Source organism: Kitasatospora sp. NPDC018058 (genome assembly GCF_044327205.1).
Classification (GTDB): domain Bacteria; phylum Actinomycetota; class Actinomycetes; order Streptomycetales; family Streptomycetaceae; genus Kitasatospora.
Window position 1 is genome coordinate 104,811 of the sequence record NZ_JBIRFA010000016.1, and the last position, 25,270, is coordinate 130,080.

The 25,270-nt window shown below is 71.7% G+C and carries 29 protein-coding genes and 2 pseudogenes; 12 read left to right on the top strand and 19 right to left on the bottom strand.

Annotated elements, in window-relative coordinates; translation table 11 throughout:
- The first annotated feature begins 19 nt into the window (after positions 1 to 19).
- Both ACH4E7_RS23240 and ACH4E7_RS23245 read left to right on the top strand, forming a co-directional pair.
- Positions 20 to 1,291 carry a cytochrome P450 gene (locus tag ACH4E7_RS23240; RefSeq protein WP_396250925.1) on the top strand — a complete coding sequence of 424 codons (1,272 nt, stop codon included), beginning with the start codon at positions 20 to 22 and terminating at the stop codon, positions 1,289 to 1,291.
- 119 nt (positions 1,292 to 1,410) lie between these two features.
- Positions 1,411 to 2,355 (top strand): L-tyrosine/L-tryptophan isonitrile synthase family protein, encoded by a 945-nt coding sequence (locus ACH4E7_RS23245; RefSeq protein ID WP_396250926.1) that lies wholly within the window; start codon positions 1,411 to 1,413, stop codon positions 2,353 to 2,355.
- A gap of 64 nt (positions 2,356 to 2,419) precedes the next feature.
- Here the strand turns inward: ACH4E7_RS23245 and ACH4E7_RS23250 are convergent, their stop codons facing one another.
- The 7 genes and pseudogenes from ACH4E7_RS23250 to ACH4E7_RS23280 form a co-directional block, all read right to left on the bottom strand.
- A complete protein-coding gene (locus tag ACH4E7_RS23250; RefSeq protein WP_396250927.1) occupies positions 2,420 to 3,229 on the bottom strand; it encodes an ABC transporter ATP-binding protein in 810 nt (269 codons plus the stop codon).
- Positions 3,229 to 4,287, bottom strand: coding sequence for a FecCD family ABC transporter permease (locus ACH4E7_RS23255; protein ID WP_396250928.1), 1,059 nt, complete (start codon positions 4,285 to 4,287; stop codon positions 3,229 to 3,231). Before ACH4E7_RS23255 ends, ACH4E7_RS23250 begins: the two co-directional genes overlap by 1 nt.
- Positions 4,288 to 5,391 (bottom strand): ABC transporter substrate-binding protein, encoded by a 1,104-nt coding sequence (locus ACH4E7_RS23260; protein ID WP_396250929.1) that lies wholly within the window; start codon positions 5,389 to 5,391, stop codon positions 4,288 to 4,290. It lies immediately after the preceding gene.
- Between the two features lie 282 nt (positions 5,392 to 5,673).
- Complete coding sequence (locus tag ACH4E7_RS23265) at positions 5,674 to 5,805, bottom strand: hypothetical protein (protein WP_396250930.1); 132 nt, start codon at positions 5,803 to 5,805, stop codon at positions 5,674 to 5,676.
- A 124-nt stretch (positions 5,806 to 5,929) separates the two neighbouring features.
- A pseudogene (locus tag ACH4E7_RS23270) lies at positions 5,930 to 6,238 on the bottom strand (vitamin K epoxide reductase family protein); the annotation flags it as partial.
- 382 nt (positions 6,239 to 6,620) lie between these two features.
- Positions 6,621 to 7,361 (bottom strand): YcnI family protein, encoded by a 741-nt coding sequence (locus ACH4E7_RS23275; protein WP_396250931.1) that lies wholly within the window; start codon positions 7,359 to 7,361, stop codon positions 6,621 to 6,623.
- A gap of 156 nt (positions 7,362 to 7,517) precedes the next feature.
- Positions 7,518 to 8,330 (bottom strand): hypothetical protein, encoded by an 813-nt coding sequence (locus tag ACH4E7_RS23280; protein WP_396250932.1) that lies wholly within the window; start codon positions 8,328 to 8,330, stop codon positions 7,518 to 7,520.
- A gap of 201 nt (positions 8,331 to 8,531) precedes the next feature.
- Between ACH4E7_RS23280 and ACH4E7_RS23285 the strand changes: the two genes are divergently transcribed.
- Positions 8,532 to 8,750, top strand: a complete 219-nt coding sequence (locus ACH4E7_RS23285) for a hypothetical protein (RefSeq protein ID WP_396250933.1) — start codon at positions 8,532 to 8,534, stop codon at positions 8,748 to 8,750.
- Here the strand turns inward: ACH4E7_RS23285 and ACH4E7_RS23290 are convergent.
- Complete coding sequence (locus tag ACH4E7_RS23290; RefSeq protein ID WP_396250934.1) at positions 8,737 to 9,615, bottom strand: IPT/TIG domain-containing protein; 879 nt, start codon at positions 9,613 to 9,615, stop codon at positions 8,737 to 8,739. The genes ACH4E7_RS23285 and ACH4E7_RS23290 overlap by 14 nt on opposite strands.
- On the opposite strand from ACH4E7_RS23290, the gene ACH4E7_RS23295 reads away from it, so the two are divergent.
- The gene (locus tag ACH4E7_RS23295) at positions 9,602 to 10,543 is read left to right on the top strand and encodes a TIGR01777 family oxidoreductase (protein ID WP_396250935.1); all 942 of its coding nucleotides are present in this window, start codon (positions 9,602 to 9,604) and stop codon (positions 10,541 to 10,543) included. The genes ACH4E7_RS23290 and ACH4E7_RS23295 overlap by 14 nt on opposite strands.
- 101 nt (positions 10,544 to 10,644) lie before the next feature.
- On the opposite strand, the gene ACH4E7_RS23300 is transcribed toward ACH4E7_RS23295, so the two are convergent.
- From ACH4E7_RS23300 to ACH4E7_RS23310, 3 genes are read right to left on the bottom strand one after another with little or no spacing between them, the layout of a single operon-like run.
- The gene (locus tag ACH4E7_RS23300) at positions 10,645 to 11,079 is read right to left on the bottom strand and encodes an SRPBCC family protein (RefSeq protein WP_396250936.1); all 435 of its coding nucleotides are present in this window, start codon (positions 11,077 to 11,079) and stop codon (positions 10,645 to 10,647) included.
- An 8-nt stretch (positions 11,080 to 11,087) separates the two neighbouring features.
- The gene (locus ACH4E7_RS23305) at positions 11,088 to 11,216 is read right to left on the bottom strand and encodes a hypothetical protein (RefSeq protein WP_396250937.1); all 129 of its coding nucleotides are present in this window, start codon (positions 11,214 to 11,216) and stop codon (positions 11,088 to 11,090) included.
- Between the two features lie 15 nt (positions 11,217 to 11,231).
- Complete coding sequence (locus ACH4E7_RS23310; protein WP_396250938.1) at positions 11,232 to 12,338, bottom strand: Rieske 2Fe-2S domain-containing protein; 1,107 nt, start codon at positions 12,336 to 12,338, stop codon at positions 11,232 to 11,234.
- A gap of 228 nt (positions 12,339 to 12,566) precedes the next feature.
- On the opposite strand from ACH4E7_RS23310, the gene ACH4E7_RS23315 reads away from it, so the two are divergent.
- The gene (locus tag ACH4E7_RS23315; protein ID WP_396250939.1) at positions 12,567 to 14,204 is read left to right on the top strand and encodes an alpha/beta hydrolase; all 1,638 of its coding nucleotides are present in this window, start codon (positions 12,567 to 12,569) and stop codon (positions 14,202 to 14,204) included.
- Between the two features lie 276 nt (positions 14,205 to 14,480).
- Here ACH4E7_RS23315 and ACH4E7_RS23320 read toward each other — a convergent pair whose 3' ends face one another.
- Positions 14,481 to 14,903, bottom strand: coding sequence for a hypothetical protein (locus tag ACH4E7_RS23320; protein WP_396250940.1), 423 nt, complete (start codon positions 14,901 to 14,903; stop codon positions 14,481 to 14,483).
- A 104-nt stretch (positions 14,904 to 15,007) separates the two neighbouring features.
- On the opposite strand from ACH4E7_RS23320, the gene ACH4E7_RS23325 reads away from it, so the two are divergent.
- From ACH4E7_RS23325 to ACH4E7_RS23335, 3 genes and pseudogenes are all read left to right on the top strand, one after another.
- Complete coding sequence (locus ACH4E7_RS23325) at positions 15,008 to 15,148, top strand: hypothetical protein (protein ID WP_396250941.1); 141 nt, start codon at positions 15,008 to 15,010, stop codon at positions 15,146 to 15,148.
- A gap of 313 nt (positions 15,149 to 15,461) precedes the next feature.
- A complete protein-coding gene (locus ACH4E7_RS23330; RefSeq protein ID WP_396250942.1) occupies positions 15,462 to 15,833 on the top strand; it encodes a hypothetical protein in 372 nt (123 codons plus the stop codon).
- Positions 15,834 to 15,873: 40 nt separating this feature from the next.
- Positions 15,874 to 16,131: pseudogene (locus tag ACH4E7_RS23335) on the top strand (hypothetical protein); the annotation flags it as partial.
- Between the two features lie 70 nt (positions 16,132 to 16,201).
- Here the strand turns inward: ACH4E7_RS23335 and ACH4E7_RS23340 are convergent.
- The 3 genes from ACH4E7_RS23340 to ACH4E7_RS23350 all read right to left on the bottom strand — a co-directional run bounded on the left by ACH4E7_RS23340 (position 16,202) and on the right by ACH4E7_RS23350 (position 19,146).
- A complete protein-coding gene (locus ACH4E7_RS23340; RefSeq protein ID WP_396250943.1) occupies positions 16,202 to 17,557 on the bottom strand; it encodes a M64 family metallopeptidase in 1,356 nt (451 codons plus the stop codon).
- Between the two features lie 63 nt (positions 17,558 to 17,620).
- Positions 17,621 to 18,355, bottom strand: coding sequence for a hypothetical protein (locus tag ACH4E7_RS23345; RefSeq protein ID WP_396250944.1), 735 nt, complete (start codon positions 18,353 to 18,355; stop codon positions 17,621 to 17,623).
- Between the two features lie 47 nt (positions 18,356 to 18,402).
- The gene (locus ACH4E7_RS23350; protein WP_396250945.1) at positions 18,403 to 19,146 is read right to left on the bottom strand and encodes a hypothetical protein; all 744 of its coding nucleotides are present in this window, start codon (positions 19,144 to 19,146) and stop codon (positions 18,403 to 18,405) included.
- A 200-nt stretch (positions 19,147 to 19,346) separates the two neighbouring features.
- Between ACH4E7_RS23350 and ACH4E7_RS23355 the strand changes: the two genes are divergently transcribed.
- The gene (locus tag ACH4E7_RS23355; RefSeq protein ID WP_396250946.1) at positions 19,347 to 19,844 is read left to right on the top strand and encodes a class I SAM-dependent methyltransferase; all 498 of its coding nucleotides are present in this window, start codon (positions 19,347 to 19,349) and stop codon (positions 19,842 to 19,844) included.
- An 81-nt stretch (positions 19,845 to 19,925) separates the two neighbouring features.
- Positions 19,926 to 20,186, top strand: a complete 261-nt coding sequence (locus ACH4E7_RS23360; protein ID WP_396250947.1) for a hypothetical protein — start codon at positions 19,926 to 19,928, stop codon at positions 20,184 to 20,186.
- A gap of 247 nt (positions 20,187 to 20,433) precedes the next feature.
- Here ACH4E7_RS23360 and tpx read toward each other — a convergent pair whose 3' ends face one another.
- On the bottom strand, positions 20,434 to 20,934 hold the full coding sequence (gene tpx / locus ACH4E7_RS23365; RefSeq protein WP_396250948.1) for a thiol peroxidase: 501 nt from the start codon (positions 20,932 to 20,934) through the stop codon (positions 20,434 to 20,436).
- A gap of 150 nt (positions 20,935 to 21,084) precedes the next feature.
- On the opposite strand from tpx, the gene ACH4E7_RS23370 reads away from it, so the two are divergent.
- On the top strand, positions 21,085 to 21,627 hold the full coding sequence (locus tag ACH4E7_RS23370; protein ID WP_396250949.1) for a hypothetical protein: 543 nt from the start codon (positions 21,085 to 21,087) through the stop codon (positions 21,625 to 21,627).
- A gap of 513 nt (positions 21,628 to 22,140) precedes the next feature.
- On the opposite strand, the gene ACH4E7_RS23375 is transcribed toward ACH4E7_RS23370, so the two are convergent.
- Positions 22,141 to 23,091 (bottom strand): phosphotransferase family protein, encoded by a 951-nt coding sequence (locus ACH4E7_RS23375; protein ID WP_396251061.1) that lies wholly within the window; start codon positions 23,089 to 23,091, stop codon positions 22,141 to 22,143.
- A gap of 286 nt (positions 23,092 to 23,377) precedes the next feature.
- Between ACH4E7_RS23375 and ACH4E7_RS23380 the strand changes: the two genes are divergently transcribed.
- The gene (locus ACH4E7_RS23380) at positions 23,378 to 23,875 is read left to right on the top strand and encodes a hypothetical protein (RefSeq protein WP_396250950.1); all 498 of its coding nucleotides are present in this window, start codon (positions 23,378 to 23,380) and stop codon (positions 23,873 to 23,875) included.
- Here ACH4E7_RS23380 and ACH4E7_RS23385 read toward each other — a convergent pair.
- Positions 23,841 to 24,152: a transposase gene (locus ACH4E7_RS23385; protein ID WP_396250951.1), complete on the bottom strand. Its 312-nt coding sequence runs from the start codon at positions 24,150 to 24,152 to the stop codon at positions 23,841 to 23,843. The two genes, ACH4E7_RS23380 and ACH4E7_RS23385, sit on opposite strands and share 35 nt — an antisense overlap.
- Complete coding sequence (locus ACH4E7_RS23390) at positions 24,116 to 24,757, bottom strand: IS5 family transposase (protein ID WP_396250952.1); 642 nt, start codon at positions 24,755 to 24,757, stop codon at positions 24,116 to 24,118. Before ACH4E7_RS23390 ends, ACH4E7_RS23385 begins: the two co-directional genes overlap by 37 nt.
- Positions 24,758 to 25,270: the final 513 nt, after the last annotated feature.

Here is a 25,270-nt window from a genome sequence, read left to right on the forward strand (position 1 = left end):
CTCCCGGAGGAACCCAGACATGACCACCCCCGACCGCACCGAGGGCCGCTGCCCCGTCACCGGCGCCACCGCCGGCGAACCGATACCGCTCTACGGCGCCGCGTACAAGACCGACCCGTACGACCTCTACCGGCGGATGCGCGACGCCGGGCCCGTCCACCGGGTGCGCTTCCCCTCCGGCATCGCCGCCTGGCTCGTCACCGGCTACGAGGCCGCCCACGCCGCGCTCAACGACCCGCGCCTGGGCAAGAACCATCGTCTGGGCAACGACAACTGGCGTTCCCTCGCCTCGATCATGCCGGAGCCTCAGCATTCCCAGCTCCAGGTGCACCTGCTGCACCAGGACCCGCCGGAGCACACCCGGATGCGCCGCCTCGTCCTGGACGCCTTCGCCCCGCGCCGGGTGGAATCCCTGCGGCCCCGCTTCCAGGAGATCGCCGACGCCCTGGTGGACGAGCTGCCCGCCGAGGGCGGCGCCGACCTGGTCGCCGGCTTCGCCGCGCACTACCCCTTCCGGGTCCTGGCCGAGGTCATCGGCCTGCCCCCGGAGCTCGCCGCCCGCTTCGACCGCGACTGGGGCAAGGTCGTCCAGCCGGTCGGCCCCCAGGACCCGGGCCGCCCCGCCTACGAGGCCCGGCTGCTCGGCCTGCAGACCTACATCGCCGACGTCGTCGCCCACAAGCGCGAGCACTGGGAGGACGACCTGCTCTCCCGCCTGGTCGTCGCCAAGGACCGCAAGGAGCTGACCCAGGAGGAACTCGACTCGATGATCTTCCAGCTGCTGGTCGCCGGCCAGGAGCCCGTCACCAACCAGATCACCACCATGCTGATCACCCTGCTCCGCCACCCCGACCAACTGGAACGGCTACGGGACGACCCCGCCCTGATGCCCCGGGCGATCGAGGAACTCCTGCGCTACGACAGCGCCTTCGAACTCACCACCTGGCGCTTCTTCGCCGAGGACAGCGACCTGCACGGCACCCGCATCCCGGCCGGCGACTCCGTCATCGTCTCGCTGTGCGCCGCAAACCGCGACGGCGAACAGTTCCCGGACGCCGACACGCTCGACCTGGAGCGCAGCCCCAACTCCCACCTGGCCTTCGGCCACGGCATCCATTTCTGTCCCGGCGCCGCCCTCGCCCGCGCCGAACTCCAGATCGCCATCGTCACCCTGCTCACCCGCCTGCCCGGCCTGCGACCCGCGGGCTCCCTGGACGACCTGACCTGGATCCCGGCCGTCCTCGCCCGCGGCGTCAACCAGCTTCCCGTCGCCTACGACAAGCGCATCTGACCGACCCGGCCACACTGCGAGCCCCGACTCGCCCATCTCAAGCGTCCTGGCCCGCTCGCCCCCACCGGAGGGTGCGGGCGCCGGGACGCCATCCCGCCATGCCCTCACGGAGAAGCCGCATGACCACCACCGGTACCGCCACGCCCATGTCCAGAGACGTCCGGCAGATCAGCGCCGCCATCCTGGAACTGCTCCTGCCCCACCGCCGGGCCACCGACACCGCCACCCCGGCCACCGTCGACGACTTCCCCGAACAGCTGTGCCAGATAGGCGAGTTCGCCGAGCAGGGTGACCCGATCGTGTTCACCCTGCCCGGCTTCCCCTGCAAGTCCCCCAGCCCCGACAAGGTCCTCGGTCACCTCCCCGACGAGGGCGAACGGCTCTCCCTCACCTTCCTCGACGACCTGTGCCGCGCGGTCGGCGAGGTGTACGAGCCGGGCGCGCGGATGGAGATCTGCTCCGACGGCCACATCTTCGGCGACCTGATCCGCGTCCCCGACCCGCACATCGACGCCTACTCCGACGAGCTCGCCGCCATGATCCGGCGCGAGGGCCTGACCCACCTGTCCGTCTTCGACCTTCGCGACGTGCTCGGCGACCTCCCGTACGACGAGAAGCGCGCCCGCGTCCACGCCGCCCACGCCCCGACCGTGGAGGAACTGCGCGCCGAGGTGAAGAGCGATCACCACGCCCTCGCCCTCTACTGCGGCATCACCCGCTTCCTCACCGAGGACACCGTCGACTTCACCGGCACCAAGTCGGCCCTCCAGCGCGAATGCCGGCAGCGCGCCTACGGCGTCATCCAGCGCAGCCGCGCCTGGGGCGACCTCATCGCCCAGCACCACCCCCGCACCGTCCGCCTGTCCATCCATCCCCAGCCGCGCGGCGCCGCCAAGTTCGGCATCCGCCTGCTCGACGCCCCCGACGCCTGGACCACCCCGTGGCACTCCGCCGTCCTCCACCGGCCCGACGGCAGCTGGCAGCTGATGCGCCGGGCCGACGCCGAGCGGCAGGGCACCCTGGTGCTACGCGACGGCCGGCCCAGCCACTTCGAGGCCTCCTGACCACCTCCGGCAGTGCAGGTGGCCCCCGGTCCCGTGGGGGGAACGGGGGCCACCTGCACCGATCTCACACCGTGACGGGTGACTCCTCCGCAGGCGGGGCGGGCATGGTCTTCCGGTGGTCGAAGGCGATCAGAGGATCCCCGGTCAGCGGGTGTTCGACCACGGCGGCCCGCACCCCGAACACCATCGCCAGCAAGTCCGGGGTGAGAACCTCCAGGGGTGTCCCGGAGGCGACGAGAGCGCCGTCGTGCAGGACGTGGAGCCGGTCGCAGAGCGAGGCCGCGGCGTTCAGGTCGTGCAGCGAGATCAGAGTGGTGCGGCGCTGTTCGCGCAGCAGGGCGAGCAGCTCCACCTGGTGCTGGACGTCGAGGTGGTTGGTCGGCTCGTCCAGCACCAGGACATCCGGCTGCTGGGCGAACGCCCGCGCGAGCAGGACCCGTTGGCGCTCGCCGCCGGACAGCTCCGCGAACCGGCGCTCCGCGTAGGCCTGGAGACCGACCCGCTCCAGGGCCTCGGCCACCGCCGCGTGGTCGCGTTCGTCGTCCCCGGCGAAGGCCCGCTTGAACGGGGTCCGGCCCATCGCGACAACCTCGCGCACGGTGAACTCGAAGTCCGAGCCGCGCTCCTGGGGCAGCGCCGCGATGTGCCGGGCCGCCTCGGCCGGGGCCATGGACCGTACGTCGCGATCGGCCAGCAGTACCCGCCCGGCGTGCGGGCGCAGATGCCGGTAGACGGTGCGCAGCAGGGTGGACTTGCCGCTGCCGTTCGGTCCGACGAGACCGGCGATCTCGCCCTCGGCGGCGATCAGGCCGACGTCGGAGAGGACGTCGCGCCCGCCGAGGGTGACGGTGATGTCCTCGACGGTGATCCTCATCAGCGTTCCAACTTCCGGTCGAGGAGGTACAGCAGGACGGGGGCGCCGATGACGGCGGTGACGACGCCGATCGGCAGTTCCTGGGTGTCGAGTGCGGTGCGGGCGACGGTGTCGACGGCCACCAGGAGGACAGCGCCGGTGAGAGCGGAGAGCGGCAGCAGTCGGCGGTGGTCGCCGCCGACGACGAGCCGGCACACGTGCGGCACCAGCAGGCCGACGAAGCCGATCGCGCCGGAGACCGCCACCAGGACGCCGGTGAGCAGGCTGGTGACGGCGAACATTTCGCGGCGCAGCCGGGCGGTGTCGACGCCGAGGCCGGCGGCGGTCTCGTCGCCCATCAGCAGCGCGTTGAGGTGCCGGGCGCGGCCCTGGAGGGCCAGCCAGCCCAGGGCGACGGCGGCGGTCGGGACGGCGAGCTGGTCCCAGGTGGCGGCGCCGAGGCTGCCCATCAGCCAGAACAGCACGCCCCGGGTCTGCTGCTCGTCTCCGGCCTGGAGGACGAGGAAGCTGGTGAAGCCGGAGAGGAACTGCCCGATGGCCACTCCTGCGAGGACCAGGCGCATGGGGGCGAAGCCGCCGCCGCGCCGGGCGATCGCCCAGACGAGGGCGAAGGAGGCCAGTGCTCCGGCGAACGCGGCGGCCGAGACGCCGAAGCCGAACGCGAAGCCGGTGCCGGCGCCGAGGACGATGACGGCGACCGCGCCGAGCGAGGCGCCGGAGGAGATACCGAGGAGGTAGGGGTCGGCGAGCGGGTTGCGGACCAGGGCCTGGACGGCGGTGCCGACCAGGCCGAGTCCGGCTCCGACGATCGCGGCCAGCAGGGCGCGGGGCACCCGCAGCTGCCAGACGATCAGGTCCCGGGTGCCGGCTTCCGGGGCCGAACCGGTGAGCCGGTGGCCGACGACGGTCCATACCTCCCGGACGGGGATGTCCACCGCACCGAGGGAGACGGCGAGGGTGAGGGCGAGGACCAGGGCGAGGGAGAGTGCGGACGCGACGAGGCCGGCCCGCGCGGTGCGCGCGGGCCGGCGGCCGGTCGCCGCGGTGGCGGCGGTCATCTACTGGGCGTCCTTGACCTGGTCGGGGAAGAGGGTGTGGGCGATCTGCTGGACGGTGTCGGCGTTGCGGGTGCCGGCGATGGTGGTCACCTCGGAACCGACGCGCACGAAGTGGCCTTCCTGGACGGCCTTGAGGCCCTTGGTGGCGGGGAACTCACGCAGGAACTTCTCCGCGTCGTCGAAGGCCTTCTTGTTCTCGGCGTCGCTGCCCCGGTTGCGCACCCCGAGCTGGATCCAGTCGGGGTTCTTGGCGACGACGTCCTCCCAGGAGACGGGCTTGAAGTCGCCGTCGACGTCGCCGAACACGTTGCGCGCGCCGGCCAGGGTGATCACCGCGTTGGCCACCTGCCGGTCGCCCACCGCCATCGGCTGCTTGGTGCCCGCGTCGAAGTCGAAGAAGAAGTAGCCGGGGCGCTTGTCCGCCGCCACGCCCGCCAGCGCGGTCTTCACGGCGCCGACCTTCTTCTCCATGTCCGCGACCAGCGCGTCGGCCTTGGCGGAGGTGCCGGTGACCTGGCCGAGGTTCTTGATGTCGCCCTCGACGCCGGTCAGGTCCTGCACCGCGGCCGGGGCCATGGCCGTGCAGGCGGTGGAGTGCAGGAAGACCCGCTTGATCCCGGCGGCCTGGTACTCCTGGGCGGTCGGGGCGGTGCCCATGCCGCCGCCCATGCCGCCGCTCATGTCGGCGAAGGTCTCCACGTACAGGTCCGCGCCGGAGCCGAGCAGCTTCTCCTTCGGGATCACCATGTCACCGAGGACCGGGACCTTCGCCCCGGCATCGGCGACGTCGGCGGGCAGCGTGCCCTTGCCGGGCGGGAAGCCGGTTCCGATGACTCTGTCGCCCGCGCCGAGCTTCAGCAGCATCTCCAGGCTGGAGGCGTTGCTGGTGACGATCTTCTTCGGCGCGGAGCCGAAGACCGTCTCCTTCCCGGCACAGTCCTTGACCTTGACCGGGAAGACGGCCGGGGCCGAGGAGGCCCCGGCACCCGGCGCGGCGGCCGTGGCGGCGCCCGCGTCGCCAGGTTTGGCGCCCCCATCGCTGCCGCAGCCCGTCACGAGCAGGGCGACGGTGGCGGCCATGCCGCACAGAACACGAGAACGCATGGAACTCTCCTGGAACGATCCGAGGGCAGGGGGCCAGCCGATGCGGACCCGGCACTGGTAGTCGGATCGAGGCCCGGGAAAGTTCCGAAGAACGTCCGAAAAATCCTCCCGCGCGGTGGGGCACCGACGGCTTGGGCGCCGATCGAATACAAACGAACCCGGTCGCAAACGCGCCCTGAAGCAGGCCGGGCCGACGGCGTGACCCGTGGGAAAGTCGCAAGCAGGGCGGCGTTTCTTCCCGTTGGGGCGGGCGAGAACGCTGTGCACGGCTGCCGTGCGGGTTCACAGCAGGGTGTGCCAGTAGTACCAGAAGCGGTTGAGGATGAGCAGGGCGATCACCAGGCACCAGACGGCCGGGACGACCCAGTGGTTGCGGGCGGCCAGTTCGGTCGCCGGGCGCCACCGTGCGGGCAACGGGATCACCCCGTGCCTGACGTTGTGCAGGGTGGTGTACCAGAACAGCGGGATGGTGGCGATCCGTGATCCACACGACGATGCAGTACGGGCAGACCGCGCCGATCTCGTACAGCGTCTGGTCCATCAGCCAGGGGACGAAGCCGACGCCGAACAGGGTGCCGGCTTCAAGGCCCAGCCAGAACCAGCGCGGCAGCTGTTGCTCCGGCCAGCACGGACACCCCGATGGTGGCGACGACGGCGAACGCGCCGACGCCGATGAGGGAGTTGGGGAAGCCGAAGGCCGATGCCTGGGGGTGCGCATCACCGAGCCGCAGCTGATGATCGGGTTGATGTTGCAGCTGGGGACGTGGGCGGGGTTCTCCAGGAGCCGGATCTTCTCCAGGGTGAGGGTGATGGCTACCGCCGCACAGCAGGTCGGGCAGCAGGCCACCGCTTGGGCGGCTGTCGGTTTCGCAGGTGTTCTGGCCGACGTTGTAGACGGCGTTCAGCGCCAGTTCGAGCGGGAAGAGGACCACGGCGATCTGGATGAAAGCCCGCTCGGCGGAGGACAGCAGGAGCGCGGTGCCGAAGACCACCACGGCGGCGATGGCCATGACGGTGGCGGGCAGCGGTGTCCCGGTCAGCAGGATGTGGCCGCCGGCCGACAGTGCCAGCAGCAGCGCGGTGAACACTCCCGCGCGTGCTGTGCGGACCGCTGTCCCGGGCTCCATGCGGCCGAGTCTGGCACGGCCTGTTCGATTTCTGACCCCGCCGGTGCGCGATTGCCGGTCGGGGTCGGTGCGGGACGCGCGTCCCGCACCGACCCCGGGCCCTTACGCCGAGGCGTCCGCGCCGGTGCCACGGCCACGACGGCCGAGCACGACGCCCGTCACCGCGCCGAGGACGCCGACCACGATGCCCGCGATGCCCAGTGCGCGGGCGGTGGAGTCGCTGCCACTCGCCTTCGCGGTCGCGGTGCTCGCCAGGGCCGGGTCGGCCTTGGCGCTCGCCGCGGGAGCATCGGAGTCGCCGGCGGTCGCGGCGGTCAGCTTGAGCACCGGTGCCGGGTTCTTCGGCTCGGGCTGGCCGGCCTGGGGCTCCTCGATCCAGCGCAGCACATTGCCGTCGCTGTAGGTCTGCAGGGCCTTGAAGACGACCTTGTCCGTGCCGTCGGGCAGCGCGCCGAGGTCGACGGTGAAGTCCTGGAAGTGGCCCGGGGTGATCTGGCCGCCGGTCCACACGACCTGCGAGACGGCGTCGGTGATGTCGCCGTCGTCGGTGTGGATCGGGGTGGCGAGCTTGGTGGTCTGGATGCTGTCGGTCCAGCCCGGCACCGGCGCGACCTTGACGGACGGGATCGGGTGGTCGGTCGGGAAGTCGATCTCCACCTTCACCGTGCTGTTCTTGTCGTCCTCATTCGGCACGCGGAACGCGAAGGTCTGGTCGGTCGCGTTCTTCGGCACGCTGTTCGGCTGCACGATGACGTGCGCGGACGCCGGTACGGCCGCGCCGAGTACGGTCGCGGCGCCCAGCGCGCAGGCGGCGGCAAAACGCTTCTTCAGGGACAGGCTCATGGCTGTGTGCTCTCCAGGTCGGAGGCACGCGCACACCGGTGCGCACAGGCGGCGGGCGCGCGGGAGACCCGGCGCCGTTGCCCGTGGAGGCGGAGCACGCGTGTGTGATCAGGTGGGAGGGCGGAGGGCCGCGACCCGGAAGCGGTTCCGCTCCGGTCAGGCGGCCGGCACGAGCGGCGGACCGCGCCTGATAACCACGTGCCGCAACAGCGTCCACTGCGGCAGCCACCACCGGCCGTCGGCAGGCACGAAGCGCGTCGCAGCGGCCTGCGACCGCCCGTCCATCCCGCCGCGCAGCATCGCGAACAGGGCCAGCGCCCCGCGCAGCGATGCCGCGCGGGCGTGAACCGCCGTGGTGACGGTCCCGGCGGTCAGCCGGACCAGCCGCCAGACGGCCACCTCGCCCCGCCACAGCCACCACCCCGCGGCGACGGTCGCCACCAGGTGCGCGACGAGCATCGCGGGACTCAGCCCCAGGAGCGTCGCGTGGCTCCAGAAGGAGACGTGCGTCGCCGCCACGACGACGTGCGGAGCGGCGCCGTTTCCCACTGTGACGTGGGTGACTGATGGACCGGGCCGCCCGCTGCCCACCGACAGGGCCCTGGACATGCCAGCCATGCCGGACATGCCATGCATCCCGGGCATCGAGGCCATGGAGGAGGACGGGTTGGTCGGCCCGGCGGTCGCTGGAGATTGCCGACCGCACTGCGCGGCGTGGAAGAGGACGTGCAGGCCGCCCTGGCCTGCGGCCAGGCCACCGACGATGGCCCGCAGTGAGCGCTCCCGCCTTGCCGCGAGCACTGCGACGGTACCGATGAGCGTCCACCCGAGCAGCAGCGCACCCGGCGGTACCGCGCGGCCGGACGCCAGCGCATGCCCGGCGGCGGCCAGCGCGACGCAGACCGTCGCGAAGGGCAGCGCCCGCAGTACGCGAAGGTCGAGTGCGGCGGCACGTACAGGCGTGGGCACGGGCTCGGTTCTCGGGGCAGACATGGCCGGGACATCATGGCACCCGCGTCCACCACCCCGGGCGGGCTCCCCCGTATCGTTCCCAACCCGACACTTTCGGCCACCGGAACGGCGCAATGGGTGAGCATGGCCGAGCGAACGGGTACACCCTGCGGAGCGGCACCGTGCCTGGTGCCCGCCATGAACCAGCGGAGGTGTCCCGTGTCCGAGTCCGTGCAGGAGCCGGTGGCGAGGTTCTGCGGAAACTGCAACTGCGGCTGCCCGCAGGTGTTCGTCGACCCCGACGCGCCCGAAGAGCGCCGGATCCGCATCACCGACGACTTCGGCCAGCGGATCCAGCTGAGCGTCGACCAGTTCCAGGACCTCCTCGACCAGGCCAAGACCGGTTCGCTGGACAGGGTGATGATTACAGCGGGCTGACGATCGTATGGGCGCGGACCTCGAGGTCGGGATCGTTGGCCAGGCGGGGCACCGGTTCCTCCGGCGCCCGGGCGCAGGAACGCGGTGAAGGCCCGCATCGTGCAGCCACTCCGTGTGCGATCCCTGGAGGGCGAGCACACGGAGCAGCGTTGGTGACGATGAGGGCAAGTCCGTCGGGGCTAAGGGGTGATGATGCCTGCGTGGGCGGTGGAGGGCAGCAGGTTGGGGCGCCGGTGAAGGCGGCGGTGTAGCCGCCGTTGGCGAGGATCAGCGGGAAGGTGATCGCCTCGGAGAGTTGGGCGATGCCTTGAGCGTTGGTGACGGCGGTGCCCAGGGCTTGGGTGCCGGTGCTGAAGGTGATGGCCTGCCCGGGGACCGGCAGTCCGGTGACCAGGTCGGTCAAGGTGGCGTTGAGGACCGGGTAGAACACCTGCGGCGGGAACAGCTTGGCCGGCGCCGGGGTCGCGGTCAGCGAGGTGGCGCGGTTCGGTGCGAGGTAGGTGAAGCCGCCCACGAGGTTGGCGGTGCCTCCGGCGGTGGTGACGGTGGCCGGTCCGGCCGCTCCGGGTGGGGTGGTGGCGGTGATCTGGGTGCCAGCGGCGTTGATCGTGACGTTGGTGGCGGTGTTGCCGCCGATGGTGACGCTCGCTCCAGCCAGGTTGGTGCCGGTGACCGTCACCACGGTCCCACCCGTCGCGGGTCCCTGACTGGGGCTGATGCCGGTCAGCGTAGGCGGTGCGCCCGGGCCCGCCCGGCGCACCTCTTCCCGTGATGACCCCCTCGGCGATAATTGAACGCGTTCAACTCTGTGCGCTAGGCTCGAAGCCGGTGATGAAGACGAGGGGGAACGCATGAAGATCGTCATTCCCGGCGGCTCCGGCGCGCTCGGGAACCTGCTCGACCGCAGCCTGACGGCCGCCGGACACCAGGTCGTCGTGCTCAGCCGCCGGCCCGCCGGGCCGCGCCGGATCGGGTGGGACGGCCGGAGCCTCGGGGCCTGGGCGGCGGAGGTCGACGGCAGCGACGTGGTGCTCAACCTGGCCGGGCGCAGCGTCAACTGCCGCTACACGGAGGAGAACCGGAAGGCCATGATGGACTCCAGGGTGCACTCCACCCGGGCCGTCGGCCAGGCGATCGCCGCCGCCCGCAGGCCGCCCGCCGTCTGGCTGCAGATGAGCACCGCCACCGTCTACGCCCACCGGCACGACGCCCCCAACGACGAGCTCAGCGGCCTGATCGGCGGCGACGAGCCCGATGCCCCGGCCTCCTGGCGGTACAGCATCGACATCGCCCGGGCGTGGGAGGACGCCCAGGTGGAGGCCGACACCCCGGACACCCGCCGCCTCGCGCTGCGCACCGCCGTGGTCCTCGGGCCCGAGCGCGGCGGCGCCTTCGACTCGCTGTCCTGGCTGGCGCGGCTCGGCGCCGGCGGCCCGATCGCGGGCGGTGCGCAGTACGTGTCCTGGATCCACGACCGGGACTTCGTCCGCGCCGTCGAGTTCCTGATCGACCGGGAGGAGCTCACCGGCCCGGTCAACCTCGCCGCCCCGAACCCGCTGCCCCAGCGCGAGTTCATGCGCGACCTGCGGATGGCCTGGGGCATGCCGCTGGCCCTGCCCGCCGCGCGTTGGATGGCCGAGGTCGGCGCCTTCGCGCTCCGCTCCGAGACCGAGCTGCTGCTGAAGAGCCGCCGTGTGGTGCCGACCCGGCTGCTCGACGCGGGCTTCACCTTCGAGCACCCGGACTGGCCGTGGGCCGCCCGCAACCTGGTGCGCCGACTGCGCGGACGGTAGCGCGGGTCGGAGGTTCGTCCCGGGGCGCCACGGCTTCGCCGGTCGTGGGTTGCCCGACCGGCGCCACTACGCCCGCCGGCAGTACCCGAGTCGGCGCAGCCTCAATCCGCAGCCGGGGCGCAGGCCAACAGGTGGTCCAGCACCCGGCCGAAGACGAACCGCGCGGCGGACGCCACCACCGGGTCGAAGAACCGGGGCAGGCCGGTGATCCGCAGCTCCTCGGCCCAGACCGCCTCGCTGCCTGCGCCCGCCGCGCGGACCCGCAGTTCGGCGTGGCCCCGGACGACCCGGCCGCGCTTCTCCAGGCGGCACAGTTCGGGTTCGGTCAGCGCCGTGATCTCCATCGGGTCGTCGAAGCGCACCGGTCCGACGCCCGTCCGCGCCAGGATCACGTCCCCGACCGCCCGGCCGGTGCCGCGCACCGCGGCCACCCGGGTGAACGGCACCCGGTCGCCGTGCCGGGGCCAGGCGGTGAGCCGCGCCCAGGCGTCGGGCGCCGGGAGCGGGGAGCGGCGGGTCAGCGTGAAATGGGCCATGCGCCACCCTAACGGGGCGCCCGTCGGCGCCCCGGCAGCGGTGCCGGCGCCGTCAGATCGCCCGTGAAGCCGTCGACGATCAGGTACAGGCCGCCGTCCGCGTTGAGGGTGTTCACCTGGTCGCACGGATCGGCCACGCGTTGGGGGCGGGCCTACCGGTGGGGGCCGACGCCGCCCGGGGTCTCCTGGCCGTGCCGGTTCGTCAGGGAGGCGGGCGCCGGCAGGTGCGCCTGGTGGTCCGGCGGGTAGAACTGCCGGGCCCAGTGCCGCATCGCGCCGATCGGCCCGTCGCCGGCGGCGAGCCGCGGCGGGGAGAGGTACTTCTTGGTGGACCAGATCGGGAAGTCGGCCGAGGTGAACTCGATGTTGCGCTTGAACATCGGACCGGCCAGCAACCTGGTCACCGTACGGCTGACGGCCCGGGCGACCAGCGGCGGCAGTCCGGCCGGCTCCGCCAGGGCGAAGCGGCTCGCCTGGCGCAGCTGCATCCGGGCGGGGGCGACCTGGGTGGCCATCACCAGCGAGCAGATCTGTAGGCCCAGCGAGCGGGTGTGGACGTCCGTGTGCAGCGCGGCCAGGCCGTAGCCGTCGACCTCGACCTCCACCTCGCGCATCCCGACCAGCGGGAACCTCTCCCGCACCCGCATCGAGATGTGGAAGCGCGGCCCGTCGAACTCGACCGGGGCCGCCAACTCGCCCTGTGGCCAGCCGTGCAGGGTGATGAAGTGGCCCAGGTCGAAGGAGTTCTCCATGACGTCCTGGGCGTACCCGGGCATCTCGAAGGAGGTGTGGCGCAAGGGTTGGTCGTCGAGCAGGTGCCAGGCGGGGATCTCCCAGTCCGGCTCCCGGCCGTTGTGGTGGCGCCAGACGAAGACCGCCTCGTTCACCTCGCGCACCGGCAACCGGGACAGCGCGGCCCTGGGCGGCGGGGTGTCGTACCCGGTCCGCACGCACCGGCCGTCGGCGTCGAAGGCGAACCGGTGGAACGGGCAGACCAGTTCGCCGCCTTCGACCGCGGCGAGCCCGAGGTGGGCGCCCAGGTGCGGGCAGTACGGCCGCACGGCGCGCAGCCGGCCGTCCCGCAGCCGGTACAGCACCACGTCCTCGCCGGCCAGTTGGCGGGTGATCACCGTGCCGGGCTTGAGCTCGGCGGAGAACGCGAGCGCGGCCCAGCCGTCGGGATAGGGCAGGGCCGGTGGCAGCGCGAGGTCGGCCGCGGTCGGGCGGGAGCTGACGGGGTGGACGTGCGGGTGGGACACGCGGATGGGCCCTCCTGTCGGTCTGTCCGGCGCCGCCCCTCCCAGGCGATTTGCGTCCGAACGGATTGGATGTCAGATGCTAGTCATGGATCGGGGCCCCTCGCACGGCCAACCTCCCCAAGGTGGTAAAGGTCTGATGATCGGTCAGATATACAAGTCGGGTCAAAGCTTGGTAAAGTCCGGTCCGCCCTCTAGATGTGCCATTGCACATGTCACATCATGCTCCCCATGAGAAAAGCCATCGCCCTCCTCGCGGCCGCCGCAGCCGTCGCCGCCCTCGGCGGGGCCTCCGCCTCCGCCGCGTCCGGCACCGGGCCCGACGGCGCCGACCTCGTGGACACCGGCCAGGGGAAGCTCGACTGGAGCTCCTGCAGCGACACCGCCACGCCCGCGCTCCAGTGCGCGATGCTCGACGTGCCGGTGGACTACGGCGACCCGCGCGGGCGCAAGATCAAGATCAAGCTGAACCGCCTCCCCGCCACCGCGCCCAAGGACAAGCAGCAGGGCCCGATCCTGCTCAACCCCGGCGGCCCCGGCGACTCCGGCCTCTGGATGCCCGCCTACATCTCCGGGCAGATCCCCGCCGACGTCGCCTCCACCTACGACTGGATCGGCTTCGACCCGCGCGGCACCAACGGCAGTGACCCCCATGTCGTCTGCGACGCCCACTACTTCGATGCCGAGCGCCCCGACTACCAGCTGAGCCAGGGGACTTCGAAGGCCTGGCTGAAGAAGGCGGCCGGCTACGCCGCCGACTGCGCGGCCGACTGGTCCTGGCTGCTGCCGCACATGACCACCGTCGACAACGCCCGCGACATGGACAGCATCCGCCGTGCGCTCGGTGTGCCGAAGATCAATTTCTACGGCGGCTCCTGGGGCACCTCCCTGGGCTCCACCTACGGTCAGCTCTTCCCCTCGCACGTACGCCGGATGGTGCTGGACAGCATCGTCGGCCCGACCATCAGCTGGTACGACCACAACATCCTGCAGGACAAGGAACACCAGCGCCGCTTCGACGCCTTCGCGGCCTGGACCGCCAAGGCCGACTCCGTCTACCACCTCGGCGCCGACGCCGAGGCCGTGAAGAAGGCCTACTACCAGGTCGAGGACGCGCTGCGGAAGGACCCGGCGGACGCCGCCCCGGCGCCCGGGAAGATCGGCCCGGCCGAATTCGAGGACACCTTCTACGGCGGCGGCTACAACTTCCTGCGCTGGCCCCGGATGGCCACCGTGCTCTCCGCCTACCTCACCCAGCACGACACCCGGCCGCTGACCATCGCCTACAACAAGTACGCGGCCCCGGGCGCCGACGACGGCACCTTCCCGGCGTACAACGCGGCCCAGTGCACGGAGAACGCCTGGCCGCGCGACTGGGAGTCCTGGAAGAAGGACCAGGCCAAGGTCAACGACGCCGCGCCCTTCTACGCCTATAACAACATGTGGTACAACGCCGCCTGCATGTTCTGGCCCTACCAGGGCAACCCGGCCGGCCGACTGAAGATCACCGGCAAGGGCCTGCCCCCGGTCCTGCTCTTCCAGGCCACCGAGGACGCCGCCACGCCGTACGAGGGCGGGCTCGCCATGCACGACGCGCTGCCCGGTTCCAAGCTGGTCGTCCAGAACGGCGGCAGCTTCCACGAGATCCTCTTCCACGGCAACACCTGCCTCGACGACACCTTCACCGCCTACCTGCGCGACGGCAGCCTGCCCCAGGGCAAGGGGCGGATCGCCAAGACCTGCGCGCCCGAGGCCGATCCGACGCCGGTGTACGTCACCCCGCCGCCGGCCACCGCCAAGGCGCTGACGGCCGCGCCGGAGCGCCTCACCCCCGGTGACCCGGAGGCTGTGCGCGGCGTGCTGCGCTAACGCCGCCTCCGGGGGGTGACGGCGCTCAGCGGCGCAGCCGGTGGCTCCGGGCTGCGCCGCTGAGCGCGTCCGCCGATCGCGGCCTCGACCGGGCCCGCGACCGTCATCGGCGCGACGCCGGTGCCGGCTCCGGCCGGGACGACGATCGGCCGGGGCCGATCGGCTCGGTGCGAGAACAGGTGTTGGTTCATCGGCGCCCCCGGGCTTGGTGTCGAACGCGTTCGGAGCCAGGGCGCGTGTCCGCCGAGGACGGGCCGGGTCGCCGCTCGGGCAGGGTCAGAGCATGGCCATGAGGAAGGGGAGGGTCGCTACCGGGACGGCGAGGACCGTGCGTGTCGTGTCGCCCGTGTTCCAGCGTGCGAGCAGCAGCGGGACGCCCGCGGGGCAGAAGGCCACCAGGGCCGGCAGGTAGAGGAAGAGCGTGAAGGCGGAGACCAGGGTCTCAAGGGCGAGCAGTATCGCGGCGAAGGTCCCGCAGACTCGGCGGAACGCTGTGTCGCCGCGGACGCACAGGGGGAGCAGGGTCAGCGCGATGAGCAGACCCCAGATGGTGAGGAGCGATCCGTTGACGTCCGGGGCGGTGATCGTCCAGCTCGGAAGCCAGCTGGCCCCGGCGAGTACGACGATCGGCCAGGGTCGGTCCGCTCCGTCCGTTCTGCCCGACCTGTTCGATCCGTCCGTGAGCAGGTGTCCGGCCATTCGGCACCCCGATTGCTTTGAACGAGTTCAAATTGAACTGGTTCAGAACTACGCGTCGTCGTCCCCCCGGGCAAGTCGGTGAGTCGGTCGGGAGGCGGCTGTCGGTGATGCCGGGCCCGGCGGCCGGTGGCGACCGGACGTACGTCACGGCGATGCGGCACATCGACACGTCGATCGAGAACGGGATGTTCGGCCCGGTCTTCGTCGGCGCTTTCGTGGCGACCGGGACCGCGGCCTGGCTGTAGCGCAGGGCGGGGCAGGGCGGGGCGGGGCGGCGACCGGCGACCCGTCCGGGATCCGCGACGTGGCCGCTGTCCGGACGGCGGCCGTCCTCCCGTGCGGACGGCCACGGGCGGGTGCCGGCCACCGCCCCGACCGCGCCGGATGCGCCCGGGTGTGCGCCGGTGCGCCGGGTGGGTGCATATGCTCAAATCAGTTGGTGAGATGCAGACTTGGCGCTTGACGGTGGTGTGGTGGAGCATGGGCGGGCGCGGTCTGTTGCGGTGCGCTTGCGCCGCGGCCGGGGCCGCACGCGTGCGGCGAGAGGAGGCGGGTCCGGTGTCCGGTCCGGTGGCACGTCCGTTTCTTATCCGGGGGAGGGCGGTCCCGCTGGCCAGGTACCTGGCCGAGGAGGGCATCGAGGGCCTGGTGGCCTGCTCGTGCATCGGGAACGAGGTCACCATCGACCTCGCCGACACCCGGATCCTGGTGAGTCTGGTCGACGTCGCCGGGGTCGTGCGGCTCAACTTCCACATGGTCCAGGACGGTCCGGCCAAGCCCCGTTCCTGGTCGCGCCGACTGCCGAGCGAGACCGAGCCGAGGGAGATCGCCGCTCGGATAGCGCGGGACGTCCGGACACTGGAGCGGGAACTGGCGCCGCTGCGCCGTCGGCCGCCGGACGGGTCGGAGCGCCGCTGGCCGGTGACCTAGCTGATGGTGGGCCACCTGCGGGGCCGCCAAGTCGGGTTGGGCCTATGAGACCCACGCCCCCGGCGGTACCGACGTCAATGCCACCGCTCGCCTCAACGGTCACCAGTCCCCCTACCTCGGGACCAAGGAGGTCGACTTCCCGGGAGGGGGCAACGGCCGGTACCTCAAGGGCGCTTGCGAGTACCACCTGACCCACACCGACCGGGACACGAAGGTCGGCACCTTCGAGAACCTCGGCTGCGAGTCCAGCGCCGACTTCGCGCCCTACGAGACCGAGGCGCCGCCCCCCGACAGGTGACCTGGCGGACCCGGGCCCGACGGCACTCCGCCGCCGGGCCCGGGTCCGTCGCAGCTCTGGACCGCTGGGGTCATCGGGTGAGGAGCCAGGACAGACTGCCGGTCAGCTCCGCCCGCAGGGCCGGGTCCGCCACGGCCGGGGTGGGGTCGGTGGCGACGGCCGTGAGCAGGTGGGGCCACGAGCGCGGGCCGGTCAGGTGCAGCGTGCCGAGGTCGAGCGCGGTGCGGCCGTTCAGCTGCGGTTGCTCGCGCCCGTCCAGGTACCAGCGCAGACGGGTGCCGGGCACCGGCAGGTCGACGGTCAGCCGGTCGGCGGCGGTGAGCCAGGTGTCGGTGGAGGTCGGGCTGGTCAGCGGGGTGGCGTGGCGGTAGAAGCCGGCGATCATCGCCTCCCGTCCGGGCAGGTTGAACTCGCGCCCGAGCGATCGCATGATCGAGTTCTCGGTCGGCCGGTACAGCCCCGTCGGGTAGTAGCCGCCGCCCTCGTACGTCCCGACCGTCCCGCCGTCCGGCGAGGCCTTGCCGAGCCAGCGGGACCACTTGCTGCCCTGGTCGCGCATCCGGTCGGCGGTCAGCGTGGTGAGATTGGCCTCGGGCGGCTCGTCGCCCTGGTAGGTGCCCTGGCCGTCGTAGGCGTACTCGTCGGCCAGCTTGCCCAGGGAGTGCCCGGTCTCGTGCACCGCGATCTGCCCGGACTTGGCGTTGCCGCCCGCCACGGTGGCGATGCCCTCGTAGCCGAGCGGGGACTTCACGTCGTTGTAGCCCGCGCCGCCGTACTTGGCGCTGTTGGCCACCACGATCACCAGGTCCGCCTGCGGGGCCTTCGCGGCGTAGCGCTCGACCGCCTTCTCGTCCACGCAGAGCAGCCGTTCCACGCCGTCGCACCAGAAGTACGCGCCGAGCGCGGTGTGCCGTGCGGTCGCCCGGTCCGGATCGCCGGAGACGCCGGACTCCGGCGAGACGGCGGTCACCGCCCAGACGTTGAAGAGGCCGCGGTAGGTGGCGTACGGCTCGACGGCGGTGATCTCGCGCCACTTCTCGGCGGCGTCGGTGCGGAACTTCTCCTGCTCCGGGGCCGCGTAGCCGTCGCCGATCACCACCACGTCCAGTTTTGTGGCCGGGTCGCCGTTGCGGACCAGGGCGGTGACGTCGCCGTCGCCCTCGACGCCGGGCGCGGCCAGGTCCGCGGTCGGGGCGGCGACGTGGGGGGAGGCGGTCGGCGCCGTGGTGCGGGAGATGCCGCCGTCCTCGGCGAAGACCTCCACCTGCTGCCGGGGTTGGTCCGCGCCCGGCGCGCTCCAGGCGGGGGCGGTGCCGAGGAGCGTCGCGGCGAGGGCGGTGGTGAGCAGGGCGCCTGCGGCCCTGCTGGCGGCCCTGATGGCGGTCCTGGTCGCGGTCCTGGTCCTGAGGTACGTCCTGAGGTGCACGGATGGCCTCCCGGTGGGCGGTGTGTGGGAGGCTCCTTCCCTTGTCTCGGACCTGACAATCACTCAGTGGTCGCCCGTGAGCGCCTCCGCCAGGATCCGGGCCTGCTCCTCGGTGATGCCGAGTGCGAGCGGAATCTGCCGGGGGCTGTAGTCCGAAGAGCAGACCGGGATCGGGCTGTCGGCCGTCACACTCCACCGCGGCTGGTGCTCCAGCCCCGGCTCGTCCACCAGCCGTGCGGCCAACTCCCCGGCGGCGTCGGCCCGGAGGCCGACCGCGACCAGCGCCTCGGCCACCGTCCGCTGCGCCTCCGGGGGAGTGTCGGCGTCGCCCAGTACCGGGAGGAGTAGCAGGAGCCGCCGCGCCCGGTCGCCGATCCCCTCGGGGTCGTGCTCGCCGGCGCTCCGCGCGAGGGCGGTCAGCTCGGGCCAGGACAGACCGGGGCCGGAGCCGTGCGGACCGTGCTGCCCGAGGAAGCCCAGCCGACCCCAGTCCGGATGGTGGACGAAGAAGTCGATGACGCTCTCGTCCTCGAAGTTCTGGTACGCCACGCAGGCGGTGTGGCCCCGGCCGAACGGCACCCGCACCACCAGCCCCGGCGCCTCGGCGTCGCCGAGCCGCTCCACCATGGCGTCGTAAGCCTCCTCCGGGACGCCGTACTCCTGCGGCTCCTCGTCGCCGTGGCCCAGGGGCAGGAGCAGATGGGCGAGCCAGAAGGCGGGCTCGCACGCGAGGTCCTCGCCCGCGCGCAGCTCCTTGTCCTCGTCCTCGTACTCGGGGATGTGCACCGCAGCAGTCATGCGGGGCAGCGTAGTGCGCGGCTCCGACAGGGCGGCCGGGCGGGGGGTCAGAGCTCGAGGAAGGTGGTGCGGGTGATGGCGGCCGCGATCAGCCAGAACACCACGGCGAGGGCCAGGGTGACGATCAGCGGCCACTGGAAGGTGATCAGGAGGGTGGAGCCCATGTCGGTCAAGAACGCGATCACGACGGCGTACCCGATGGCGATGCCCACCATGTATTCGATGTCCGCGACCAGGCCGCTGACCAACATCACCAGCCCGACCGCGATCAGCGCGCTGAACTCGACGATCGTCAGGTACGGGGTGCTCGGGGGCTGAGAGCGGTGGCCCTGGTAGCTGAGCTCGAACACCTTGCCCCGCAGGATCTTCAGGTCCACGACGGTGCCGGTGTCGACGTCGTCGTAGAACGCCCTGCCGACGTAGTAGCGGCCGGTGGGCGCCGTCTCACGGGTGACGGTCAGCGCGTAGTCCGTCGAGTCGGAGCTCGACTCCTCCTCCTTCTTCGCCACCCGACCGCTCTCCAGCGTCACGCAGCCGTCACCCGGCTTGGCTGCCGCGGTGCAGACCGGGGTGGTGCGGTACGCCCGGACCTCCTCGAAGGTGTCGGCGAACCGGACGAAACCGAGCACCGTGAGGGAGAGGCCGACGACCACGACCACGACGTGCGCGGCGGACCGGAGCCACTCGCCGAGGCTCGGTGTCGGCTGCGACGCGGCGGGCCGCGGATCGGGCTTCGCTCTCGGCTCCGGGGGCGTGTCCTGCGGGGGTATCGAGTCCTCAGGCATCGTCACCGCCCAGTGTTCGTACGGTCTGCTCGAACATCGTCATCCCCACCGGATGTGCTCTCACTGCCGTCCCTGCCGTCCCTGCCGTCCCTGCCGTCCCCGCTGTGCCCGCCGTCCCGTTCGCACCCGGTGCGAAGCAGGGCGCAGAGGGGATCATGCCGGGGTGGAGCGGCGAAGGCGAGGAACTACCGTAGTCCGGGGGCGACTTGTACGTCGGGGTAGCTTGTCGGGATGGCGCAGACGCCCGGTTCGCTCAGCCCCGTCTCGCGGACCGCCGTGTCCGTCGCACGGGCGCGCTCCTGCGAGAGCGGCCGTCCCGGCCCGCTGCTCGTCGACCCGTACGCCGCCGAGTTCGTCGCGGCGGCCGGGCTGTCGACAGAAGGGCCCTCGCGAATCAGCCCACTCGGCGGGGCACTCTTCGTGTACTGCGTGCTGCGGACCCGCTTCTACGACGCCGACTGCTGGCCGCCGAGGCCTCCCAAGCCATGCTGCCGGCCGCCGGATCGGACGCCCGGGCGTATCGGCTGGACTGGCCCTCCGGGACACGCCTGTGGGAACTCGACCTGGCGCCGGTGCTGGCGTTCAAAGAGCCGGTAATCGAGGCCGTCGGTGCGGAGGCGAACTGCGAGCGCACCGTGCTGCCCGGCGACCTGCTCGATCCCGGTTGGCCCCGCCGCCTGGTGGCGGCGGGCTTCGACCCGTAGCTACCGACCGCCTGGCCGGCCGAAGGCCTGCTGGTCTACCTCAGCGCGGACGAGGCAGCCGGGCTGCTCACGGCCGTCGGCTTGTTGTCCGCCCCGGGCAGCCGGCTCCTGATGGAGCAGGGCCTGGCCGTCGCGAAGACCCCGCAGGATCCCGCCATCGCCCACGTCACCGACCTCTGGCGCGGTGGCCTCGGGCCTGGAACGGACGAGTGGCTGCACCACCACGGGTGGGCGACGCGGTCGACCTCCCTCGCAGAGGTGGGGGAGGCCTACGGCCGTCCCTTGCCGGAGGGCTTCGGTCGTGCGTGGGGCTTCATCGAGGCCGTCCGCCTGGCCGGCTGACGCGTTGGTACGTGATCACGCGGCCGGCTGGTTCGAGGAACGCCTCGTGGACGTCGTTGCGGATGTCCCGAGGCAACGAGCGCGGGCGGGGGGCGCCCGCAGGTGCTGAGGGCGGTCGGTTTTTTTGGGTGCGTGGGGTGGTGGGGGGTGTGAAGGCCCGCCTTGTGTCCGCTTTTTGGTTGAAGGGGGGTGTGGGGCGGGCCTTGGGGTGTGGGTGGGGGGCTGGTGTGGTTGTGGGTGGTGGGTATCAGTTGAGGGTGGCGAGGGCGGCGTCGTAGTTCGGTTCGTCGGCGATCTCGGTGACGAGTTCGGTGTGTAGGACGGTGTCGTTTTCGTCGAGGACGATGACGGCGCGGGCGGTCAGGCCGGCGAGGGGGCCGTCGTTGATGGAGACGCCGTAGGTGTGGTGGAAGTCGTGTCCGCGCAGGGTGGAGAGGGTTTTGACGTTGTCGAGGCCTTCGGCGCCGCAGAAGCGGGTTTGTGCGAAGGGCAGGTCGGCGGAGATGCAGAGTACGACGGTGTTCTTCAGTGCGGCGGCCTGGGTGTTGAAGGTGCGTACCGAGGTCGCGCAGGTGGGGGTGTCGATGCTGGGGAAGATGTTGAGGATCTTGCGTTGTCCGGCGTAGTCCTTCAGTGAGGTGTCCGTGAGGTCCGCGCCGACCAGTGTGAATGCCGGGGCCTGGCTGCCGGTCGCCGGCAGTGTGCCGCCGATCTGGACCGGGTTTCCCTTCAGCGTGACCTGAGCCATGAAAAAGCCTCCTACCGGTGGTATACGGGTGATGACGCTGCCGATCCTACTGCCCGTCCCGGTTTCTGGAGGCCGGGTGACCGAGGGTCGGATACGGCACAGGGGGTCGGGCATCGGCCGGGGTGGCCGTTCGCGGATTTGCGGCTGCCCGTGGTCGACTGGAACGGGGTCGACGCCGCCGGTGGTGCGATCTTCAATGCCTCGGGCACGCTCACGGTCCAGGACAGTGTCCTGAGCCATAATGCGGCCGACAACGCGGTGGGCGGTGCCGTCGTCAACGGTGACAAGGCGACGTGCACCGACGGTGAGCTGTCTGACAACTTCGCCGGCCGTGACGGCGGCGCCGTCCAGAACGAGGGCGTTCTGGCGGTCGTCGGCGGCCTCGTCGTGGACGACCGGGCCGTGCTGGGCGGCGGTGGCATCGACGACGAGGGCTCCGCGACGCTGACCAGGGTCAAGGTCAAGGCGGACTCGGCCGGGGGTGTCGGCGGCGGTATCCGCGACCGGAAGGAGAGCGGGCCCACCGCGCTCACGCTCCACCACGGCACGGTCGCCGACGACACGGCCGCGGTCGACGGCGGTGGCGTCTTCAACGATGCCGGTGCCGGGGTGGCCCTCGACGACAGTCGGGTCGTCAATGACAGGCCCGACGACTGCGTCCCGCTGAACACCGTGCCGGGTTGCGCTGACTGACGGGTGGTCAGGAGGTCGGGCGGCGGCTCCCGGTCACCGGAGCCGCCGCCCCGGCGTTCCCGGCGCGGGTGGTCGCCGGTGGTCGCCGGTCGTTCCGGGTGGGAGGGTGTGGGTGGTGTGCGGGTGGTCGGGGCGGTGGTCGTGGGCGGGGTCGTCGATGGTGGGCGGGAGCATCGCGACCACCCCCGGGGGCGGCGGTGGTCGCCGGTTGTCCTGGGTGGGAGGGTGTGGGTGGCGTTGGCGCCGGTGGTGCTGGCCGCGGTGGTGGTGGCTGCGGGCGGGTGGTGGGTGGGTGCCTGGTGTTGTTGGTGTGGGGGTGCCGTGTTCGGGCGTAGCGGTCGAAGGGGGCTTGTGGGTGGTTTTCCAGGCGTGTGCTCAGTGCGTCGGGGGTCAGGTCGGTGCGGCCCAGTTCACGCCAGGGGGCGGCGATTTTCTCGGTGTCCGGGGTGAAGGTGAGGGCGTTCAGTGGCCGTCAGTGCAGGTGCCTGGTGTTGTTGGTGGGGGGTGCCGCGTTCAGGCGTAGCGGTCGAAGAGGGTTTGTAGGTAGTTTTCCAGGCGGGTGCTCAGTAGTTCGGGGGTCAGGTCGGTGCGGCCCAGTTCACGCCAGGGGACGGCGACTTTCTCGGCGTCCGGGGCGAAGGCGAGGGCGTCCAGTAGTCGCCAGTAGAGGTGGTCGGTGCCGGCGGTGAGGTGTCCGCCGGCCTGTTCGTAGGCGTCGGGGAAGGCCATGCCCGCGTGGGTGCCGTGTAGCAGGGCCAGGGCGGTGGAGCAGTGGGCGACGTCCAGGTCGGCCGGGCCCCAGGAGGTCTCCACCCAGTCCACCACCCCGCTCACCGTCAACTGTTCACCGGTGCCGGTGAACAGCACGTTGCCGGGATGGAAGTCGCGGTGTAGGAAGCGCGGGCGGTGTGCCGGCGCCTCGCGGTCGATCACGTTCACCGCCCGGTCCCACAGGCCCGCCCGATCGGTGTGGGTGGGTGGTTGGACGCGTTCGGGTGACGTCCACGCCTGCCAGGGGCGGGGGCGGTTTGCCCCGGATGCCTGGACGGCGTGGACGGCGGCCAACTGGGCGGCCAGCAGCGCGATACGGCGCTCGACGTCCCCGTCCTCGCGTACCCGTACCTCTCCCGGTAGGTGGCTCATCACCAGCGACGGGTACTCGCAGTGGGCCCCTTGCGCGTCCACGGCCCGCAGTCGCGCCGCCGGTACGGCGCCCGCCTGAAGCAGGCGCAGTACTGCGGCTTCCCGGGTCAGCAGGGCGGGCGCGTGACGCCGGTAGAACGGTTTGACGAAGGAACGCAGCACCAGCGCGTACGGGGCGTCGGTGCCCTCGACGTCCAGGCGGCGCATCCGCGAGGTCCACCCGCCCTTCAGGGGCGTCGCCCGCGTGATCCGCTCACCGGGCGCGAGTGCGCCCTGAACCCACCGGTGTGTGCCGGCCCACCCCTGGACGTCGTCCTCGATCACGCGCCTCAGCGTACGCCCTGCCCCGACCGGGTCGGCCCGAAGCCCCGGTCGGCGGCCCGGCGGCCCCTTCGACGACGAACCTGACGCATGATCAAGTCGGTTCATCGCGCGCCGAAATCCCCCTATTCCGATCCGGGACGACGTTTGAGAGGACGTTTCGTCTTGCTTCAGAAGCCGTTATCAATCCGGGCGTGATCGTTTGATTTCCGCTGCTCAGGCATGGCGTCGGCGGGAGGGCGGGCACGATGGGCGCGTCGTGTCGTCGTGATGCCGGAGGTGCCGGTTGCCCTCGCCGCTGGGTCTGCTGGAGGAACGGGAGCTGGATGCGCGTCGGCGCTTGGAGGAGTGCCGCGAGGCGGCGGAGCGCGCCCGGGCTGCGGTCGCCGAGGCCGAACGGGCGTATGAACGGGCGGTGATCGCGTGGGAGGGGCTGGCCGCGGCGCTGGCTGGTGCGCGTGGGGTGGACGGTTCGCCGCAGAGCGGGGAGCCGGCGGTGGCCGCGGCGCCGGGGACGGTGGTGCCGGTGTGGAGCGAGGGTGTGTCGGTGCGGGTGCTGGCGCCGGACTACCAGCGCATCGTCGTCCTGCTCGACGACGCCGCGCGGGAGGGGACGGGTCCGTTGAACTGCCGTCAGATCGCTCAGCGGCTGGGATGGGAGACGTCCGCGGCCGGGGTGGAGGGGGTGCGCGCGAAGGCGCGGCGGATGGCCGAGCGGGGCTGGCTGGCCAAGGAGCCGGATGGCCGGTTCAGCGCCGTCTTCCCGCCAGGCGGCGGGTCATGAGGGCGGCCATCGACCAGTGCACCATCGCCTCGGCGCAGGCGGTGGTGCGTTCGTAGTCGCGCGCGAGGCGGCGGGTGCGCATCAGCCAGCCGTTGGTGCGCTCGATCACCCAGCGGCGCGGCAGCACCTGGAGCCCCGTGGTGGCCTCGGTGCGCTTGACCACCGTGAGTGCCAGGTGCAGTGCGGCGGCGGCCCACTCGACCAGGGCGCCGGTGTAGCCGCTGTCGGCCCAGACCAGCTTCAGGCGGAAGCATTTCTCGCGCAGGCGCGGCAGCATCGCGGTCGCGGCGTCGCGGCGTCGCGGTCGGTGGCGGAGGCGGGGGTGACCAGCACGGCCAGCAGCAGGCCCAGGCAGTCCACCACCAGGTGGCGCTTGCGGCCGTTGATTTTCTTGCCGCCGTCGTAGCCGCGTGTGGCGGCGCCGACCACGGCGTCGGCCTTGACCGACTGGGAGTCGATGATCCCCGCGGACGGTTCCGGGTCGCGGCCCTCCTTGACCCGCACTCGGCGGCGCAGCCGGTCGTGCAGCTCGGTGAGCAGGCCCTGGGCCAGGAAGCGGCGGAAGAAGCGGTAGACGGCCCGCCAGTGGGGGAAGTCGGCGGGCATCGCCCGCCACTTGATGCCGCCGTCGACCAGGTAGAGCACGGCGTCGACCGTGGTGCGGTGGCAGTAGGCCTCCGGACGGCCGCCTCGGCCCTCCATCCAGCGAGGCAGCGGCAGCGCGTCGCGCACCACGGCCCACTCGGCGTCGGTGAGATCGCTGGGGTAACGGCGCTCGCGATCCTCGTGGTCGGCGGCGTTGCCGAACCGGTGAGCGAGACAATCACAGCCCGACACGCCGGAGTTGGACGCTGACCCGGCGAACGCGACAGACTGGGACAACAGGGCCTCCTCGCACTCCGGTGACTCGACATCTCCGGACTGTGCAGGAGGCCCTTCCTTCATGCGCCGGCCCGTACGCGATCATCCGAACGGGATCGAAAGCCGAACCCCCGTCCGATCTCAAAGCCCCAAGATCGCTTTGATCACGGCTTCTCATGACAAGTCGAGGCCTGTGTGGGGTGGGGGCCGCGGGGCGTGTGTGGCGAAAGGTGATGTGAGGTATGTGTGTGGCCGCGCGGACGTGGTGTTTGCCCGTCTTGTTCCTTGGAGTGTGTTTCGCATCGACGATGCCCGGGTTCTCAAGCCGGTCCGCATCTGACGGCCCCTTTCGGTGACGAATGTGACGTGTGGTCAGACATGTGTGACGTGCGTCGGAGTCCCGTGGATTTCGATCCGGGTGATGTTTGACAGTGGTCCCCGTCGCGGTTTGGGTGGGGATCCGGGTCGCGCCGGTTCAAGTGCGACCCGGGGGGCCCGTGATGCCGGGGAAAGTCGTCTTCGAGACCATGGGGG